General features: G+C 67.8%; 17 protein-coding genes and 1 riboswitch. Of the genes, 7 read left to right on the forward strand and 10 right to left on the reverse strand.

What is annotated here, in order from left to right; translation table 11 throughout:
* Positions 1-62: 62 nt before the first annotated feature.
* The 6 genes from VKZ50_11465 to VKZ50_11490 all read right to left on the reverse strand — a co-directional run bounded on the left by VKZ50_11465 (position 63) and on the right by VKZ50_11490 (position 7307).
* Complete coding sequence (locus tag VKZ50_11465) at positions 63-1631, reverse strand: hypothetical protein (GenBank protein HLJ60337.1); 1569 nt, start codon at positions 1629-1631, stop codon at positions 63-65.
* Between the two features lie 76 nt (positions 1632-1707).
* Entirely contained in the window at positions 1708-3036 is a 1329-nt protein-coding gene (locus VKZ50_11470) for a nucleotide sugar dehydrogenase (protein HLJ60338.1), read from the reverse strand.
* Positions 3037-3043: 7 nt separating this feature from the next.
* Positions 3044-5212, reverse strand: coding sequence for a Wzz/FepE/Etk N-terminal domain-containing protein (locus tag VKZ50_11475; GenBank protein ID HLJ60339.1), 2169 nt, complete (start codon positions 5210-5212; stop codon positions 3044-3046).
* A 66-nt stretch (positions 5213-5278) separates the two neighbouring features.
* Entirely contained in the window at positions 5279-6346 is a 1068-nt protein-coding gene (locus VKZ50_11480; protein ID HLJ60340.1) for a polysaccharide biosynthesis/export family protein, read from the reverse strand.
* A gap of 2 nt (positions 6347-6348) precedes the next feature.
* Positions 6349-6558, reverse strand: coding sequence for a hypothetical protein (locus tag VKZ50_11485; protein HLJ60341.1), 210 nt, complete (start codon positions 6556-6558; stop codon positions 6349-6351).
* Between the two features lie 74 nt (positions 6559-6632).
* The gene (locus VKZ50_11490) at positions 6633-7307 is read right to left on the reverse strand and encodes a response regulator transcription factor (GenBank protein HLJ60342.1); all 675 of its coding nucleotides are present in this window, start codon (positions 7305-7307) and stop codon (positions 6633-6635) included.
* Between the two features lie 644 nt (positions 7308-7951).
* Here VKZ50_11490 and VKZ50_11495 point away from each other — a divergent pair.
* The 3 genes from VKZ50_11495 to VKZ50_11505 all read left to right on the forward strand — a co-directional run bounded on the left by VKZ50_11495 (position 7952) and on the right by VKZ50_11505 (position 10324).
* Positions 7952-8656: an ATP-binding protein gene (locus VKZ50_11495; GenBank protein HLJ60343.1), complete on the forward strand. Its 705-nt coding sequence runs from the start codon at positions 7952-7954 to the stop codon at positions 8654-8656.
* 28 nt (positions 8657-8684) lie between these two features.
* Positions 8685-9470: a response regulator transcription factor gene (locus tag VKZ50_11500; protein HLJ60344.1), complete on the forward strand. Its 786-nt coding sequence runs from the start codon at positions 8685-8687 to the stop codon at positions 9468-9470.
* A gap of 135 nt (positions 9471-9605) precedes the next feature.
* A riboswitch (cyclic di-GMP riboswitch) is annotated at positions 9606-9683 on the forward strand.
* Between the two features lie 65 nt (positions 9684-9748).
* Entirely contained in the window at positions 9749-10324 is a 576-nt protein-coding gene (locus tag VKZ50_11505) for a CAP domain-containing protein (protein ID HLJ60345.1), read from the forward strand.
* Between the two features lie 4 nt (positions 10325-10328).
* Here the strand turns inward: VKZ50_11505 and VKZ50_11510 are convergent, their stop codons facing one another.
* Genes VKZ50_11510 through VKZ50_11520 form a run of 3 tightly spaced genes read right to left on the reverse strand, consistent with a single transcriptional unit; the run spans position 10329 to position 12993 of the window.
* Positions 10329-11432 (reverse strand): nucleotidyltransferase family protein, encoded by a 1104-nt coding sequence (locus tag VKZ50_11510; GenBank protein HLJ60346.1) that lies wholly within the window; start codon positions 11430-11432, stop codon positions 10329-10331.
* A 5-nt stretch (positions 11433-11437) separates the two neighbouring features.
* Positions 11438-12241 (reverse strand): ABC transporter permease, encoded by an 804-nt coding sequence (locus VKZ50_11515; GenBank protein HLJ60347.1) that lies wholly within the window; start codon positions 12239-12241, stop codon positions 11438-11440.
* Positions 12238-12993 carry an ABC transporter ATP-binding protein gene (locus VKZ50_11520; protein HLJ60348.1) on the reverse strand — a complete coding sequence of 252 codons (756 nt, stop codon included), beginning with the start codon at positions 12991-12993 and terminating at the stop codon, positions 12238-12240. Before VKZ50_11520 ends, VKZ50_11515 begins: the two co-directional genes overlap by 4 nt.
* A gap of 229 nt (positions 12994-13222) precedes the next feature.
* Here VKZ50_11520 and VKZ50_11525 point away from each other — a divergent pair, with 229 nt between their 5' ends.
* From VKZ50_11525 to VKZ50_11540, 4 genes are read left to right on the forward strand one after another with little or no spacing between them, the layout of a single operon-like run.
* A complete protein-coding gene (locus VKZ50_11525) occupies positions 13223-13861 on the forward strand; it encodes a hypothetical protein (GenBank protein HLJ60349.1) in 639 nt (212 codons plus the stop codon).
* Positions 13833-14447 carry a class E sortase gene (locus VKZ50_11530; GenBank protein HLJ60350.1) on the forward strand — a complete coding sequence of 205 codons (615 nt, stop codon included), beginning with the start codon at positions 13833-13835 and terminating at the stop codon, positions 14445-14447. Before VKZ50_11525 ends, VKZ50_11530 begins: the two co-directional genes overlap by 29 nt.
* Positions 14434-14751, forward strand: coding sequence for a hypothetical protein (locus VKZ50_11535; GenBank protein HLJ60351.1), 318 nt, complete (start codon positions 14434-14436; stop codon positions 14749-14751). Before VKZ50_11530 ends, VKZ50_11535 begins: the two co-directional genes overlap by 14 nt.
* The gene (locus tag VKZ50_11540; protein ID HLJ60352.1) at positions 14748-15578 is read left to right on the forward strand and encodes a hypothetical protein; all 831 of its coding nucleotides are present in this window, start codon (positions 14748-14750) and stop codon (positions 15576-15578) included. Before VKZ50_11535 ends, VKZ50_11540 begins: the two co-directional genes overlap by 4 nt.
* Positions 15579-15590: 12 nt before the next feature.
* Here the strand turns inward: VKZ50_11540 and VKZ50_11545 are convergent, their stop codons facing one another.
* Entirely contained in the window at positions 15591-16445 is an 855-nt protein-coding gene (locus VKZ50_11545) for an MBL fold metallo-hydrolase (protein HLJ60353.1), read from the reverse strand.
* Positions 16446-16465: the final 20 nt, after the last annotated feature.

Below are 16465 nucleotides of genomic sequence, written 5' to 3' on the forward strand. Positions count from 1 at the left end.
ACTCGCCGGCAGTCTGTACCGTCCCACAGACCGCGCCCAGCCGTCTGTTCTCATGGCCGGCCCTAGCCGTGTGGTCCGGAGAGAGTCCGCGGGGCGGTGAGCGCCGGCCGACTGCGCAACGGCGTCCAGAGTTCGCGGCGCGTACGGGGGGGCGATGGCTCAGGCTGCGGCCGCGGCGGTGTCTGCCGGAGCACCCTGAGTCGTCCCCACGGGTTCGCGGGAGCCGGTCCGGGGAGCAACAATGGATGACGCTCCCCCCCGTACGATCGTCGGCTCCCGATGCGTTCGCGAGGCGTTTCGGTGACCGACGCCGGCACGAGCACGCGATACAAGACGCCGATCACCGCCACGACCACGAAGAACGGGCTGCCCGTGTGCGTTGCCGAGATCGATGCGGCGAACACACTGTAGAAGGCGTAGCCGACGACGATCAAGCCGAGCCCCTGGACCAGTCCGGCCGATACCGGATCGGTCGCGGCGCGGCTCATCTCCCGAATGACACGGAACAGCGTCATGCTGAAGATCACGAAAATCGCCAGTCCGATGAGTCCGGTATAGAAGAGTTGCGTCACGTATTCGCTGTCGATGGCCCCCAGCGGAACGCTTCCCATCCCGAGACCGAGCAGCGGCGACGTTCCGAGCGCCCAGAGGGCGTAGTAGATTGGTGCCTGCGCCCGATAGAACACCGATGCGGATGCGGTCGAGGTTGGACCGGACGAGGTGTCCGGTGACAACACGCTCTGCAGCGTCACGATCCGGTGGGCGACACCCTCCGGATACACGAGCAAGGCGAGCGCGGCGATCGCCGGGACCGCGAACAGCAGCCACCGTTGTTCTTTCACGCCGACGTACAGCAGAATGAGCAGCGTGGCGACGATATAGTTCCGGCCGAGCGCGAGCGGCAGCGTGGCGATGGCGAACATCATGATCCCGCCAAGGATGACTCTGCCGGTCGGCGTGGACGAGCGCATCAACCCCAGCGCCAACGCCACGGCGACCATCGACGCCATCCCCGGCTCGTGGTACGGTGCGCCTTCGGGCCCGACCGCGATCGACTGGTTGGTATGGTACTGCCACAGCGAGTACAGGCTCAACGCGACCATGGACCCGAGGAGTACATACACCATCTTCCGCACGTCGGAGAGCGTCTCCAGCGTGTCTGCCGCGATGAGGAACAGCGCGACGAACTCGACCCGCTTGAGCATGTGGAGCGGCGAACTTTCATATTTATTGACCGTGAGCAGATGGACGGTGCCAAACAGGCTGCCCCACACGGTCGCCAAGATGCCGACGAGCGCGTAGGCGATCAGAATCCGGTCGAACGGCGTCTGGCGCCGCATCTTGCTGACGCACAGATGGGCCAGCCAGCCGATCACGAGCGGCACCATCATCAGATCCTCGCTGCGCACCGCCACCCCGTGCATTGGCAGATCCGGCGACAGCACCATCGCGGGGACGATCAGGTACAGGGCGATCCTCGTATTGAGCAGCGCCAGCACGGCCACCGCCGCGGCGATCATCCCGAGCAGCGCCTGGGCGCCCGGTAACAGGAGCGCGGCGAGCGCGCCGATCGCGCCGAGTCCGAGGGCGATGTAGAGTGGTGCCCGGCCGGGCGATGCGTGCCCGCTCATTCGGGTCGGTACACCCCGGCGGGCGTGACCCGCGCCGCCGAATCCGCGGCCGGGGTCCGGGACGAAGGCGTCGTCATCAGAGCCGAACCACGTGGGGCGCCCGGAAGGCGCGGAGCCGGTTCCGGGTGTCGACGACGAGCGACGCTTGCGCCACGATCCGTTCGTAATCGAGATCGCTGTGATCGGTCGCTAGGATGACGCAATCCGCGCCCGCGAGGGCCTCGTCGGTGAGCGGCACCGAGCGAATCGTTCCGGGATTGGTCAGCGCCACCTCCGACACGTGCGGGTCGTGGTAGGTCACCGACGCGCCGCGCTTCTCAAGCAGCGCCATGATCTTCAGCGCCGGGGACATCCGGACGTCCGGAATGTCCTTCTTGTACGCCACGCCGAGGATGAGGATGTTGGCGCCGCACACCGTCTTCCCCATCGTTTCGAGCGCCCCCGTCGTGCGGGAGACGACATAGTACGGCATGCTGTCGTTCACCGTCGCCGCGAGCTCGATGAACCGGGCGTGGAAATCGTACTCCCGGGCTTTCGCCGACAGGTAGTAGGGATCCACGGGGATGCAGTGCCCGCCGACCCCTGGGCCGGGATAGAACGGCATAAACCCGTACGGCTTCGTCGCCGCCGTCTCGATGATCTCCCAGACATCCAAGCCCATCCGATCGCAGAGCAGCGTCAGTTCGTTCACCAGCGCGATGTTCACGTTCCGGAACACGTTCTCGTAGACCTTGACCATCTCGGCCACGGTCGGCGAAGAGACGGACACGACCGTGTTCGCGACCTGTTCGTAGAACGACCGCGCGATCTGCGTCGACGCCGGTGTGACACCGCCGACCACTTTCGGGATGGTTCGCAGACTGTAGCGGCGGTTGCCCGGGTCGATCCGCTCCGGCGAGAATGCCAGCGCGAAGTCGGTTCCCGCCCGCAGCCCGCTGGTTTCCAGGATTGGCTGGACGACCTCGACCGTCGTGCCGGGATAAGTCGTGCTCTCCAGCACGACCAGGATCCCCGGGCGAAGCATGGGCACGCATGCCTCGGCCGCAGCCATGACGTGGGACAGATCCGGCTCCTTGCTCTTGGTGAGCGGCGTCGGCACGCAAATGATGATGACGTCCACCCCGCGCAGCTCGCCGTAGTTCGTCGTCGCGGTCAGCTTGTGGCTGTCGACGACGTGCCGCAGCATGTCGTCGGTGACGTCGGCGATGTACGGTTCGCCGGCGTTCACCATGGCGGCCTTCGTCGCGTCGATCTCCACGCCTACGACCGGAAACCCGATCTCGGCGGTTTCGACGGCGAGCGCCAGGCCGACGTACCCGAGCCCGATCACTCCAACGCGGGCCGTTCGCGCGTGAATCTTCGATTCGAGCGATGCATCGTGGTGCGGTGCGGTGACAACATTCACGGAACGACTACCTCCGGGTCGTGGTCGTTGTAATGGTCGGCGCGTTGGTCGTTGACTGGGCGAGGGCCCGTGCCGCGCTCCCGCCCGAGTGGAACCACAGCCACAATCCTATCGTGAGCCCGCCTGCGATGAGCAGCAGCCCCAGGCTCGTGGCGGCCGCCGTCGGCGCGATCTTGGCCACCGCGCGCGACCTGTAGAAGTACTCCTGATAGTAGTAGCTGTCAACGAGGTCGGGTCGGACCTTGCTCAAGACCGAACCGATCACCGGCGTGCCGAGCCGGTCGAATTGAAGCTTGACCTGTTCCTCGATCCCGCGCGGCGCCCGGCTTCCATCGAGCACGAGCAGCGCGCCGGACGCGAGCGGCGCGAGGGCGTAGACGTCCGCGAACGCGCCCGCAGAGGACGTATCGATCAGCACGATGTCCGCGCGTCGCCGAAGATCCGCGAGCACCGACGCCATCATCGTGGAGCCGAGCTGCATCCCCGTATCTGGTGTGCGTTCGGTGCCGCTAGTCACCAGCCACAGGTTTGGCTTCACCGGCGTGAGGATCTCGGGAAGCGTGGCGGTGCCCACGAGCGCCTCGGCGACGCCCTTCTCGTTGGCCACGTTAAACAGGAGATGTTGCACGGGGTCGCGCAGCGCCGCGTCCACAACGACCGTTCGCTGCCCCGCCGCCGCGAACGCCTGGGCCAGGTTGGCCACCACGGTTGACGTGCCCGAGTGCGGTTGCGGGCTCGTCACCGCGATGACCTCCCCACCGTCGTTGCCGGGGTCGTGCGCCATCAGATTGACGCTGAGCAGCCGATACGCCTCGTCGAACGGCGGGTTGTGGCGTGGGATCGCCGCCAGCGCCGGCACACCGAGCAGCCGCTCGGCAACCTCGGGCGTCTTGATGCTAGTGTCCACGTACTCCAAGAAGAACGCCAAGCCTACCCCGCCGAGTAGCCCGAGCACGCCCGCCAACGTCAGCTTGAAGGGTTTGCCCGAGAGCGGGGACGACGTCGCTGAGTTCGCATGGTCGAGCACGGTCAGACTGCCGAGATTCTCCAGTTCCTGCTCGCGCACGCGCGCCTGCGCGAGCTGGTCCTGCAGGGCCGTGACTTGGCTGGTGAGGATATCGGCCGTCCGGTTCAGCCGGGATGCATCGAGCTGCGTTTGAGCGACGCCGGGGAGATGCGCCGCTGCTCCGGTGAGCGCCTGCTGGATCGCCTGCTTCCGGGCCTCGAGCGCGATCTTGTCGGTCTCGGCGGCGACGCGATTCACCGCGAGCGCTTCGTAGATCGGCGTATGCTGCCCTTGCCCCGTAGTCATCATCTTCTGGAGCTCCACGTTGAGCCGGCTCTTGACGGCGTCGATCTGCGCCTTGAGCGCGACGACCGCGGGGTAGGCGTCCGTGTGGACAGCGAGCTGGGCGGCCAGGGCGACTTCCAGTTGGGTCAGCTCCGATCGGAGCTGGAGCGTCACCGGATTGTCCTGGATCTGCGCCGGTGAAGTCGCACCCGCCGCCTGCATCTGCGCGGTGTACGAGGCGATCCTGGCGTTCGCTTCCTGAAGCGCGAAGTCGTTTTGCTGGTCCTCCGCCTGCAGCGCACCCAGTTGGGCGTTCTGGCTTGACGCCAGCACGGTGCCGTTTTTCTGCTGGAAGGCGAGCATCGAGTCTTCCGCCGCGCGCAGATTCGTCTGGGCGTCCGCGATCTGTTTTTCGATGAACTCCCGCGCGAGCGTCGCCTGGCGGCGCTGCACTTCCTGGCTGAACGACGCCGCCGTGTCGGCGACGGAGTTCGCGAGCATCACCGCGGCGGCCGGCGTCGGGCCTTTCGCCGTGACGTGGATCGTGCCGGTGGTCGCATCCGAGAACACCACTAGCCGGTTCGTGAGGTCACCCGGGCTCGCGTTGAGTTGCAGCTGTTGGATGACGCGATTGGCCACGTCTCGGCTCCTGACGAGATTCGCCGCGAGTTGCAGCAGTTGGTCCGATGTCGGCATCGACCCGCCGCCCACGTTCGCGATGAGCAGGAACTGCGACGCCGTCGGCACCGCGAGCGTCGCGCTGGCTGCGTACTCGTCGGTGTTGGTGCGCGTCCCAAGCAAGCCCACCACAAGCGCCGCCGCCATCGCGACCATGACGACCGGCCAGCGCCGCCGGAGCACTCGATAGTATCGCCAGAACTCCATACCCTATACCCTCCTCACTATCACATCACCGCGGCGCGTTTGGACGCGCCGCGGACCCGGATTGACTCAGTGCACGAGGAGGAACAGCCAGCCCATGCTCCCGAGCGAGTTCAGGAAGGCGTTCCAGACGACGTGCTGCCCCTGGTCCGGCACGTAGACGATGTCGCCGGAGTGGAGCTCCAGGTTCTGGGTCATATCCCCGCTCTTATAGAACTTGGTGAGATCGACCTCGGTGACGGTCGGCTTCGTCGCCGACGTAGGGGCCGGTACCGCTTGACGGACCACGCCAACGTCGTTGATCTTCGCGGTCTGCGTCATGCCGCCCGCGGCCGACAGCAGATCCACAAGACGGTCTCCCGGACTGATGATGTACGGGCCCGGCCGGACGACGGCGCCCATCAGCACCACACGGTCTCGGCCTTCGGGGACGATGATGACGTCGCCGGGTTGAATCACCATGTTGGCCTGCGTGTTCCCATCGATCAGCAGTTGCTGGAGATCCACCGGGATCGTCTGGGTCTTACGCAGAACGAACGCGCGCGGCAGCGCGGCGCTCGGGGTCGGGCCGCCGGCCGCGGCGATCACGGCCGCGATCGTCAGGCCGTCCCCGATCTGATACGCGCCGGGGCGCACGACCTGCCCGAGCAGATAGACGAACTGCTGCCGCGTGGCCGTCTGGGTGATCGTGATCGCCACCTGCGGATCCCGGATGTACGTTTTCAGCGCCTGGGTCACGCGGTCGGTCAGCTGCGGAAGCGTCGCCCCGCCGGCTGGAATCCGACCCACCATCGGCACCATGATCGAGCCGTCCTGGCTGACCGTGACGGAGCCGCTGACTTCGGATTCGCCGACGACCGCGATCTGCAGCACGTCCCCCGGCTGCACCGTGTATTGCTGATCCGGTCCTGTGGTTGGCACGGCGCCCCCACCGATCGCCGGCGTCTGCGTGGCCGGCTGCCCGGGAGGCGGTGCGCTCGGTTGTTGCCCTGCGGCCGGGGCGCCGGGCTGCTGCGGCGGAGGCGGTCCTTGATACACCGGCGCGGGCGCCGCCTGGCCGACGGCACCCAGCAACACTACGGCGACGGCCAATCCCACCGTGGCGTTCCGTCGAAGCATTCCGAGAATCCGTTCCATCACTATTCGCCTCCGCTGTCGAGGTCCGAAACCTCTGGTTTCTGCTCGTCCAGGATCCACCACAACTCCCGGCTCCCAGACGATGTCGCTGCAAGGTAGAGTCCCTGAACACGCCAGATGGACGACTGGTACGCGAACGCCGAACCGATCGGCCACCGCGGATGCTGGAGACCGCCGTTTTTCTCGCTCAGCTTAACGTGTCGTTCCGCCATCGTCCCCCCCCGTTCTGCCAGCGTGGGCGTGGGTGCTGCCGTTCGCTGACTCGACCCCTGCTCGATCTGCCGCGCTAGGTGATCAGTCGGTTCTTGAGGACGTACACAACGGCCTGAGTGCGGTTGCGTGCGCCGATCTTCCTGAAGATCGACCGAATGTGGCTCTTGACCGTGGTGGTGCTCACGAAGATTTTGTTCGCGATCTCCCGATCGGTCGCGCCCTTGGTCATCTCGAGCAGAATCTCGAACTCGCGCGTCGTGAGCCCGCCGAGGTGCGTCCCGTCCGTCTTCGTCTGTTCGCGCGCGAGGGTGCGGAACCGCTCGACGAGTTGCCGGGTGACATGCGGGTGGATCAGCGTCCGGCCGTTGCAGACGCCTTCCACCGCCCGGGCGAGGTTCTCGGGTGTGATATCCTTCAACACGTAGCCGGTCGCGCCGGCCTCCAGGGTGCGGAACGGCTTTTCGTCATCCGCCCCCTCCGCCAGCACGATGATCTCGGACTTCGGGTGGCGCGCCTTGATCAGCTTGATCGCCTCGATGCTGTCGAGGCCGGGCATGTCCTGATCGAGCAGGATCACGTCCGGCTCGAGCGTAGCGGCCAGTTCCGTCGCTTCCTCGGCGCTCGACGCTTCCCCGACGAACTCGATCGTGCTGCGCTTCTCGAGAAAGCTCTTGATTCCCTGACGCATCAGGGTCGTGTCGTCGACCACGAGCACGCGAACTTTTGATGTCGTCCGGCTACTCTCCACTGGAACCATCCTTTGCCCCATTGTCGTTTGGACGCTCCTGCTCCTGATGAAGGAGCGATTGGCGCACCTGCACCCGACTCCCCACGTCCTGAAGAAGAGTCCTGGGAGGTTTTTTGGAGGAACTTCCGCACATTTGGATGCGAACAAATGTTTGGTTTCCTTCATAAATATGTGATCGGACGGAGGAGAAGCTTCGAGCGAATGTTACTGATCATTCGACGGGTGATACCGTGCAGATATAATCGCGCGGGGTTAAACATTCAAGAGAATTTCACGCATCGTTCCGGTCTATGCTATAATGTGCCCGCCGAAACATCGCAGGTTGGCAATCCGAGGTCGCGGTTAGAGAGTCAGGTCACCTTCAGTTGATGACCCGTCCGCGATATCGCTTGTGCGATGCCCGCCGTTCCGGGAACCCGCCGGTAGGGCCCAGAGGATCATTCTTCCGATGCGCTCGGAGGATATCACCCCGATGACACCCGTCCACGTCGGTGAGCGTTTCACCCGCCAAAAGTTCGTCAACGCGTGGTCAGGATGATACGCAAAACGGGTATGTCATAATGGGACGTAGTCGCGTGCGAGCCGAGCGCATCCATGGTCTCCCTGTGAATGCATTGAGCGATGTGAAGCGATTGAGCAAAGCGATGACGGACGCAAGTCCGCCCGACGTCCCGAGCGACGCCGAGGAGAAGCTGCTGCAGGTCGCCTTTCAGATTCACAACGGACCGGCGCAGTGTCTCGCGACGGCGCTCGCGCTGTTTCGGGCCATGGACCGGCACTTGCCGCCGGAGATGGCGGAGGCGCGCGAGTCGTTGCGGGCCACGATCGCAAGCACCGAAGCGGCGCTTGAGTCTACGCGCCGGGCCATCGGCGCGCTGCGCTCGCCTGCGTCCGGTCCCGCGATCGGCACGTTTGCCACGTATCTGCGCGACGCGTTCGAGGAGGTTCGTGCGCACACCGAGGCGGAACTTTCCCTCGACATCGGGCCGATCGACGACCTGCCGTCCGGGACGGTGACGGGGCTCGCAGAGGTGGGGCGCGAGGCGCTGGTGAACGCGGCCCGGCACGCAGCGGCGCGGCACATCTGGGTCACCCTGCAGCGCACGCGTCGCGCGGTCGTGCTCGAGGTGAAGGATGACGGCCGCGGGTTCGAAGTTGGGCGCGCCGGCGAAGGCCGGCGGGAGGGCGGATTCGGGCTGGCCCTCATGCATGACCAAATGCGCCTGCTCGGGGGCACATTGAATATTCGGAGGGTTCCGGACGAGGGCACGGTGGTGCGGGCGTCCATTCCGTTAGCGGAGGGGGCGGGCGCGTCGGTGCGGCGGGTACGTCGCTCCGCCACCGCGTGATTATTTCTCCCGGGACGGGGGCAATCTGATGACGATCCGGCTGCTGATCGTGGACGATCAGAGCTTGACCCGTGTGGGACTGCGGGTCGTGCTGCAGGACGCCCAGGACGTGGAGGTTGTCGGGGAGGCCGAGAGCGGCCCCGAGGCGGTGCGTCTTGCAGCCCAGCTCAATCCCAACGTCGTCCTCATGGATCTCAAGATGCCGGGCGGCGACGGGATCGAGGCGACGCGCGCGATCAAGCAGCAGTGCCCGGCGACGCAGGTGCTGATCTTGACGGTGTACAGCGAGCCGGGGCTGTTCCGCAAAGCAATCGCCGCCGGCGCCGTGGGATACGTGCTCAAGGACATCTCGCCGGAGAATATGATCCGCGCGATCCGGGCCGTACACCAGGGCAGAACCATGATCAACACCAACGTCGCGCGCCAGTTGCTTGAGGAACTCGCCAGCAACGGATTCGGCACCGAGCCGGTGCGGCGGGGTCTCCACGGTCTGACGGACCGCGACCTCGAGGTGCTGGTGGAAGTCGCCCGAGGTCTCGCCGACAAAGAGATCGCGGCCAAGCTCTTTCTGTCCGAGTCCACGGTGAAGAGCCATCTCCGTTCGATTTATCGTCGCCTGGGTCTGCGGAACCGCGCGCATGCTGCGGCGTGGGCGATCGAGAAGAACCTCCTCCAGCCGCAGGCCGCGTGGCCGCGGCCCGACATCGCGGCGGAGGAAGCCCCGGATGCCGTGGCGCCCACAAAAGAAGGCTTGCCGCCAAGCGACACCGGCCCGGCCGCGAAGCCCGGTCGGGCGTCCCCTTCGACCGACTAACCGCCGGAGCTGAGTTCGACGCGTCCGATCTGACGGAAACAGCACGCTGCCTCCGCGCGTGTAGACGGTCCACCGTGGATCCACGCGGAGCAGACTAGGCCGGCCGTTTCCTGGGCATAGAAACATACTGCGGGGCTTCCGAACGGGCAAACCCGTCGCGAGGCGGGGACGCAAAGCCACGGGACTTCTAGCGAAGTCGGCCGGGCTGCCGAAGAGCCGGAACCAGCCCCGAATGGAGGTACATCATCATTCGCGGCTGGTTCCTGATTGCGTGCGCGTTGTCGGCACTGCTTGCGTGGTCGACGCCACTCGCCTTCAAGACCTCGCGTGCACGGGTCCCGCTGGCACTCGGAACGACGGAGCCCGTCGCGTACGCGCTGCCGTATCACCTCGAAGCCGTGCCGGCCCGCCCGGATCTCGCGACGACGGTGCTCAACCTCCTCAACGAGACGCGCGTCGCCGCGGGACTCGCGCCGCTGATGCCTCATGAGACCCTGCAGCGAATCGCGCGCGCGTACGGCCGGGAACTGTTCGCCCGCGGCACCCTGTCGCACGTTTCACCCGATGGGAAGACGCCGCGGGACCGCGTCGTCGGCGCTGGTATCCAGGTCCGCGTGGTCGGGGAAAACCTCGCGTACGCCGACGACGTGACCGAGGCCCACGATGCGCTCATGGCGAGCGCGCCCCACCGGTCGAACATCCTCTACCCGGGGTACCGCCTCGTTGGGATCGCCGTGCTCGACGGCGGCTCCGATGGCGTAATCGTCGTCGAGGACTTCACCGACGACAGCGTGTCCTACCCGTTGGCCAAGTGGTGGAACAGCCCGGCGACCGCCTCGACGCCACGCCGCTGACCGGTTATCGTGCCAGCAGGCGATGGCGCAACCGCCGGGCGCCGGCGGCGCGCCGGTGCGCATATGCGCGCGCCCGTGCCCACTGCACGTGGACCCGATCCGCGACGAGCGCCGCGTAGCGCGGGGACGCATCCCCGTCGGCCCACCGCATCACCGCGATCCGTACGAGCGCTTCGAGCGGCGAGGGGCGGCGGAGCACCGTCGTCCAGGCGCGGCGTTGTACCAGCCGGTCGATGGAGTGACCACGACGGGGGCGGATCGCCGCGAGCACCGGCGCCGGAACGTCCGCATCCAGGAGCGCCTGGGCCGCCCGCAGGGTCAGCCGGAGCGGCGCCCGGAGATGCCGGCTCGCGCGCGCGCACGCGACGAGGCGGTCCCAGTCGACGCGGTGGCGGCGCATCGTCTCTGCGGCGTCGTACAGATATCGAAGGACCGGCTTGCTCTCCCACGTCTCCCGCGCGACGTGTACGCTGAGGGCCACAAGGAGATCCTCGGGGGACGGCAGCAATGCCGTTTCGTGTCCCACCTGCACGAGCGCCGCCCGAGCAAACAGCCCCGCGTAGTCCATGTCGATCGCGTGGAACGGTTCCGCGTACTGCCAGTGGATGTCGACCGGCAGGCGCTGCCACGAGGGCGCGAAGTAGCAGTGTTCGTACGCGCCGGTTCGACGCTCCGGACCTCCCGGGGCGTACCCGGCGCCGCGCATCGCCTGGGCGGCCACGGCGATCTCGTCTGCGGGCACGAGGAGATCGAGATCCGTGAACGGTCGGAGCGACGTGTCCTCGTAGATGAAGCGCGCCAGCGCGGCCCCCTTCAATAACATCGCGCGGACCCCGGCGGCCGCAAGCGCCCGCAGGACCGTTTCGAGTTCCGCGTAGGCCCTGGCGGTGCGCTGTGCACCTTCGTTGTACTGGCGCGTCAGCGTCGCGGACGCGGACGCCGGCACGCCGGTCGCCGGTGCGCCCCCGCGCACCCGCGCGCATACGATCGAGGAGATCCCCTCGCGTTGCGCGAGAGCCAGGATCGTCTCCCAGGTGCCGTCCGGCAGCACCGTGGCCGGGCGCCCGTCGCGGAGGAGGTCCAGGAGTGCGTGCTCGGCCGGGGACATCGCGACTATGCGGTGAATCCGCCGGACCGCCGGACCTCGTAGAGCGCCACCCGGCACGCCAGCAGCGCGACCGGCAGGAGTACTGCGGCGAAGACGAGCAGGGCGCCGAGATCGCCCTGAAGCGCCGCCGGTCCGTCGCCGCGGATCGCGGCCAGGCGGAACGCCCGGAGGGCGTGCGTCAGCGGCACAAACTCGGCCGCGCGCTGCAGCACGGGCGGGAGTACGGTCGACGGGTAGAACACGCCGGCCAGCAGCACTGAGATGCTGGCGAGTGTTCCGGTGAGGACGTCGGGGCGCCGGAACAGCAGCACAAACGCCGCGGACAGCATGCCGAGCGGGATGAACGTCGCGATGGTCGCGGCGGCGACGACCGCGACGCCGGCCAGGTTCGCGTGGGCGAGGTGCATCGGAAACACCACACTCGCCAGTACGAAATAGAACAGCGCCTGCCCCGCGGCGATCACGAGCGTCCACAACGACGATCCGAGTGCCATCACCGGCAGAGACGTGGGCATGACGAGCAGGGTCTCGAAGGTCCCGCCCAGCTGCTCGTTGCGGATCGCCGCGGCACACGCCCCCATCATTGCGGCAAAGAACGTCGCGGTGGAGACGCCTAGCACGACGAAGGTGAAGTAGTCGCCCCCCGCTGCGCGCAGCGACGGGATCGCCGACGGGTAGATCAGCCGCCCGAGATAGTATAACGTGGGCACGGCGAACCCGACCGCCATGATCTGCCATGCGAGTGCGAGGCGCGACGTGCTGGCGAGGAGATAGTCCCGGCGGAACAGCGCGAGCACCGGCGCGGTCATTCCGTCGCCCCCAGCAGCGCGCGGTAGCGCCGCGTCAGCCCACCTGCGCCGTCCATCGAGACGATCTCTCGAACGGTGCCGCCGGCGAGAATCGCGGCCCGGCGGCACAGTGCCTCCGCTTCGTCGAGGTTGTGGGTGGCCATGACCACGGTGCGCCCTTCCTCTCTGGCGAGCTTCGCGGCCAGCGTGCGGAATCCCGCGGCGGCCATCGGGTCGAGGCTCCGCGTCGGCTCGTCGAAAAGGAGCACCGGCGGGTTACCGAGCAGCGCCCTGGCAATCGCGAGGCGCTGGCGCATGCCGCTCGAGTAGCGGCCCACCGGCTCGCGGGCCATCGGGAGCAGATCCAGACGCTCGAGCGCGTCGACTGCTCGCCGCCGGGCCTCGGACGCCGGAAACCCGAGCAACCCTGCAAAGAAATCCAGGTTCTCGAGCCCGCTCAACCGCCAGTAGAATCCGCGATCGTCGCCGGCGGCCAGTCCGATCGCGCGCCGGACCCGGTGTCCCTCGCGCGCCACGTCCGCGCCGTTCACCCGCGCCGTTCCTTCCGAGGGAAGCAGGAGGGTGGCGAGTATTCTTAGAAGCGTTGTTTTACCGGCGCCGTTGGGCCCCACGAGACCGAAGACTTCACCAGACGCAATCTCCAGGGTCGCGCCGTGGAGAGCGCGGACCGAGCGAGCGCCGGTGCGCGGCCGGGAGACGATCGCCCAGGGCGGTCGGCGGAAGGTTTTTCCAAGGTTCTGCGTCGTAATCATCGGTGCCGCCCCACCGGCCCGCTGGGGTCACCGAATGACCGGTGCGGCGACAATCGAATGATACCAAGCGGCGCCGGTCTCGGCCGATTGATCGACGGGATGATCGGAAGTGTCAAACAGATAGAGACAACCTGATCCTTTGGGTGATCGGGACGCCGGCCGTCCTAGGATACAATTGCTCCACCGCAGCCGGGCGGGACCCCACGCGGCACGAGCGCGTGGGAGGGCGATGGCGGGAGACCAGAACATGTTCGGTTTTCGTGGCGGGGTAACGGTGCAACCGATCCCATTCGATCTCGGGGTCATGACGTCGTTTTCGCCCGCACCCCCCGGCCCGCCGCCACCGTCCGGTGGCGGTGGCGGTGGGGGCGGCGGCGGTACTGGCGGTGGTGGTGGCGGCGGTGGCGGTGGCGGTGGTAATGGTGGTGGTGGTGGCGGCGGTGGCGCTGGTTGGCTCGCGCTCGGGCTGTTACCGCTCCTGTTTGGAATTCCGCTGTTGGCGCACGCCCCTCAGCCAACGGCTCCGGTCGCCGCGGTCGTTGCGCCGGTAGTGACGAGCGGCACGACCGGGGCGACAGACGGTGCATCAACCACGACGACTACGCCGCCTACGGGGACAGCCCCGGTGGTACTCGCTCAGGGCCCGCGGACGGTCGCGCCCCCGCACAGGCCGGTGGCCGCGGTCGCTGGCCCGATGACTCACGGCGGCCACGTGTTGCCGTTTACAGGGGCGAACCTGTGGCTTCCGTTTATGGCCGGCGCGCTCTTGATCTGGACCGGTGTCTGCCTGCGGTTCCTCCGGAAGCGCGTCCTCGGACCGGGTGCGGTCGCGCCCGACGATGACTCGCAGTCGCCGCTTCCAAGCTAGCCTCCTCGGCGTCCTCTCCGTCGCCTGTGTGCTCGCAGGCATTACCCTTGTTTTCTTGCCCGGCGTCTGGACGGTCACGACGGGGTTGGGGGCCGGGAGCGCTCAGATCAACGCCCTCGCCGCATGGGACAAGGACACCGGGACTGAGCGCACGTCTCCGGCGGACGCGCTCGTGATCAGCATCCCGCGCCTCGGTGTGCGGCGGTACGTGCCTGATGGGGCGACGCCAGACCATCTGCGCCGCTATGGCGTGGGCCGGATTTCCTGGACGGGGTGGCCCGATCGCCCGGGTCTCGTGGGCATCGCGGGACACCGCACCACGTACGGCGCTCCATTCTTCTGGATCAACAGGCTGCAGCCTGGAGACTCGATCGAACTCGACTACCACGGTCGGCGTTACGCGTACCACGTGGTCCGGCAGGAGACTGTCACGCCCGACCGGGCGGATGTGCTCGACCCCGACATGCTTCAGCACCAGGTTGCGCTCGTGTCGTGCACGCCGTGGTACAGCGCCGCATATCGCCTCGTGGTGTTCGCGGACCTCGCCGACGTCACGGCCCTTGCTCCTGCCCATGCCGGGCGGTGACGACGCCGGGGAGACCGTACCGGTTTCTCCGGCACACCAGGACGATTCGACCGATCCTGCACGGGTAACGTTTCTGGCTGCGGCGCTTGACGACGAGGTCGTGCTCCTCGACCTCGTCCGGGGACAACTCGTGTTGCTGGATCCCGCCGCGGCGCGGGTCTGGCGGGCGTGTGACATCCCCGCGACGTCGTTCTCAGGGTCGGCCGGCCGGCGCGCGGCCGGAATCCTGCGCCGTCTCGCCAACGCCCGTGCGGTCGTTCGTCACGGCGACCGGTGGGCGTGCGCGCCCGTGCGGTGGGTGTGACGGCCCCGGTCCACCTCACGCTCGGCGACTGGGGCGTTCAGATCTCTGGTCCGGAGTCGGCGGCAACGACGCTCGCCACCGTGCTCGCGGGATTGCGCGTGTACGGCGAGACGCCCGCGGCGTTCGAAATCGCCATCTCGCCCGACCTGGGGTCCGCGACCGGCAGCGTTGAGATGCGCCCCCTCTGGACGATCGCGTTGCCCTCCTCCGGCTGGCTTGGGACCCTCGTGGGGCACACGATCGCCACGCTGGCGACATTGCTCACGCGGCTCCTGTTCGTCCACGCGGGAGCTGTCTCCGTGGACGGGCGGGGATGCGTTGTGATCGGCGAAAGCGGCGCGGGAAAAACGTCGCTCATTGCGTCGCTCACACGCCTCGGGGCGCGCTACGTCTCGGACGATCTGGCGCTGCTCGATCCGGGGGCGGGAACGATCGTGCCGGTTACGGTTCCACTCGCGGTAAAGGTGTGGACCGCTCGCGCCGCAGGGACGCTGCCGCCCGGCCGCGAGGTGGCGTCCGAGGGAGGCACCCGCTACTGGCTGCCGGACGCCGTCGCCGCCGGTCCGGTTCCGGCGGCAGAGTTCGTGTTTCTGCGGCCTGGGGGGCGGGTGCCCCGCACCCGCGCGCTGACGCGCGCCGGCGCGTTGCTCGCCCTGGCTCGACACACCTCATCGTTTGCCCACCGTCACCGGGTGGAGGACGCGTTTATCGGCTTCGCAAGAATCCTCACGGCCGCGCAGTGCCTTGCGGTCGAGAGCCGCAGCCCCGCGGCGTTTGCGCCCGCGATGTTGGCGCGCCTGCGCGCCGCCTCCCCGCAGGGGCACTGAAGACCGCCCGCGCTACGCGTCGCGTTCCCAGCGCGGGCCGGACGCGGCCTGTACGATCCGGCCCCACGCCGGAAACTGTTCGTGCGAGAACACGAGCAGCGTCGGGCGTCCGGCCACGGCGGCGATGATCCGTTCGCGCGAGGCGCGCAGCGCCGCGGCGTCGCGGTTGGGCGGCACCCAGTCGATGCGTGCGACCTCGCACGGATGATGGAACAGGTCCCCGAGATAGTAGAACTCCTTCCCCGCGGCTCTCAACCGCACCGCGAGGTGGCCGGGTGTCTCGCCCGGGGTCGGCACGAGCGTGACCCCCGGGACGATCTCGTGCTCGCCGTCGATCGGGTCGAGGAGGCCGAGCCGCTCGATCAGCCCGAGGCGCGTCACGTGGTCCGATGCCGGGTCGCGGCGCGCCGGATTGCCGTCCCAATCCTGACGGCCGATGAGGTGGCGGGCGCGAGGAAAGCGGGGCACCAGTCCGCCAGCGCGTTCGGCGGCGACCCCCGCGAAGTGGTCGGCATGCGCGTGTGTGATCACGACGTGCGAGACTTCGTCGGGCCGTTCCCCGATGCGCTCCAGCGCCGCCGCGAGGCCCGGCGACCGCGTGAGGCCGGGCCACTTTGCGGCGAACTCGCGCTGCCACGCGGACGCGGGATCGTCCAACCCGGGGTCCAGCACGATCGACGCGTCGCCCACGCGCAGGTGCGCCGCGATCAGCCCGAGTCTGACCTTGCCCTCCGCGTCCGCGTCCGGCATCGCACGGCGGCGTTCCTCATCGGAGATCGAGAACCGCGGCGTCCACACGAGCGTGCCCTCGGAGACGACGGTGACGACCGCGTCCCCCACGCGGCGCGACGCCACGAACTCTGTCACAGGCAGACCTCCTCCCGCGC

This window comes from bacterium (assembly GCA_035295165.1).
In the GTDB taxonomy this organism is placed as follows: domain Bacteria; phylum Sysuimicrobiota; class Sysuimicrobiia; order Sysuimicrobiales; family Segetimicrobiaceae; genus JAJPIA01.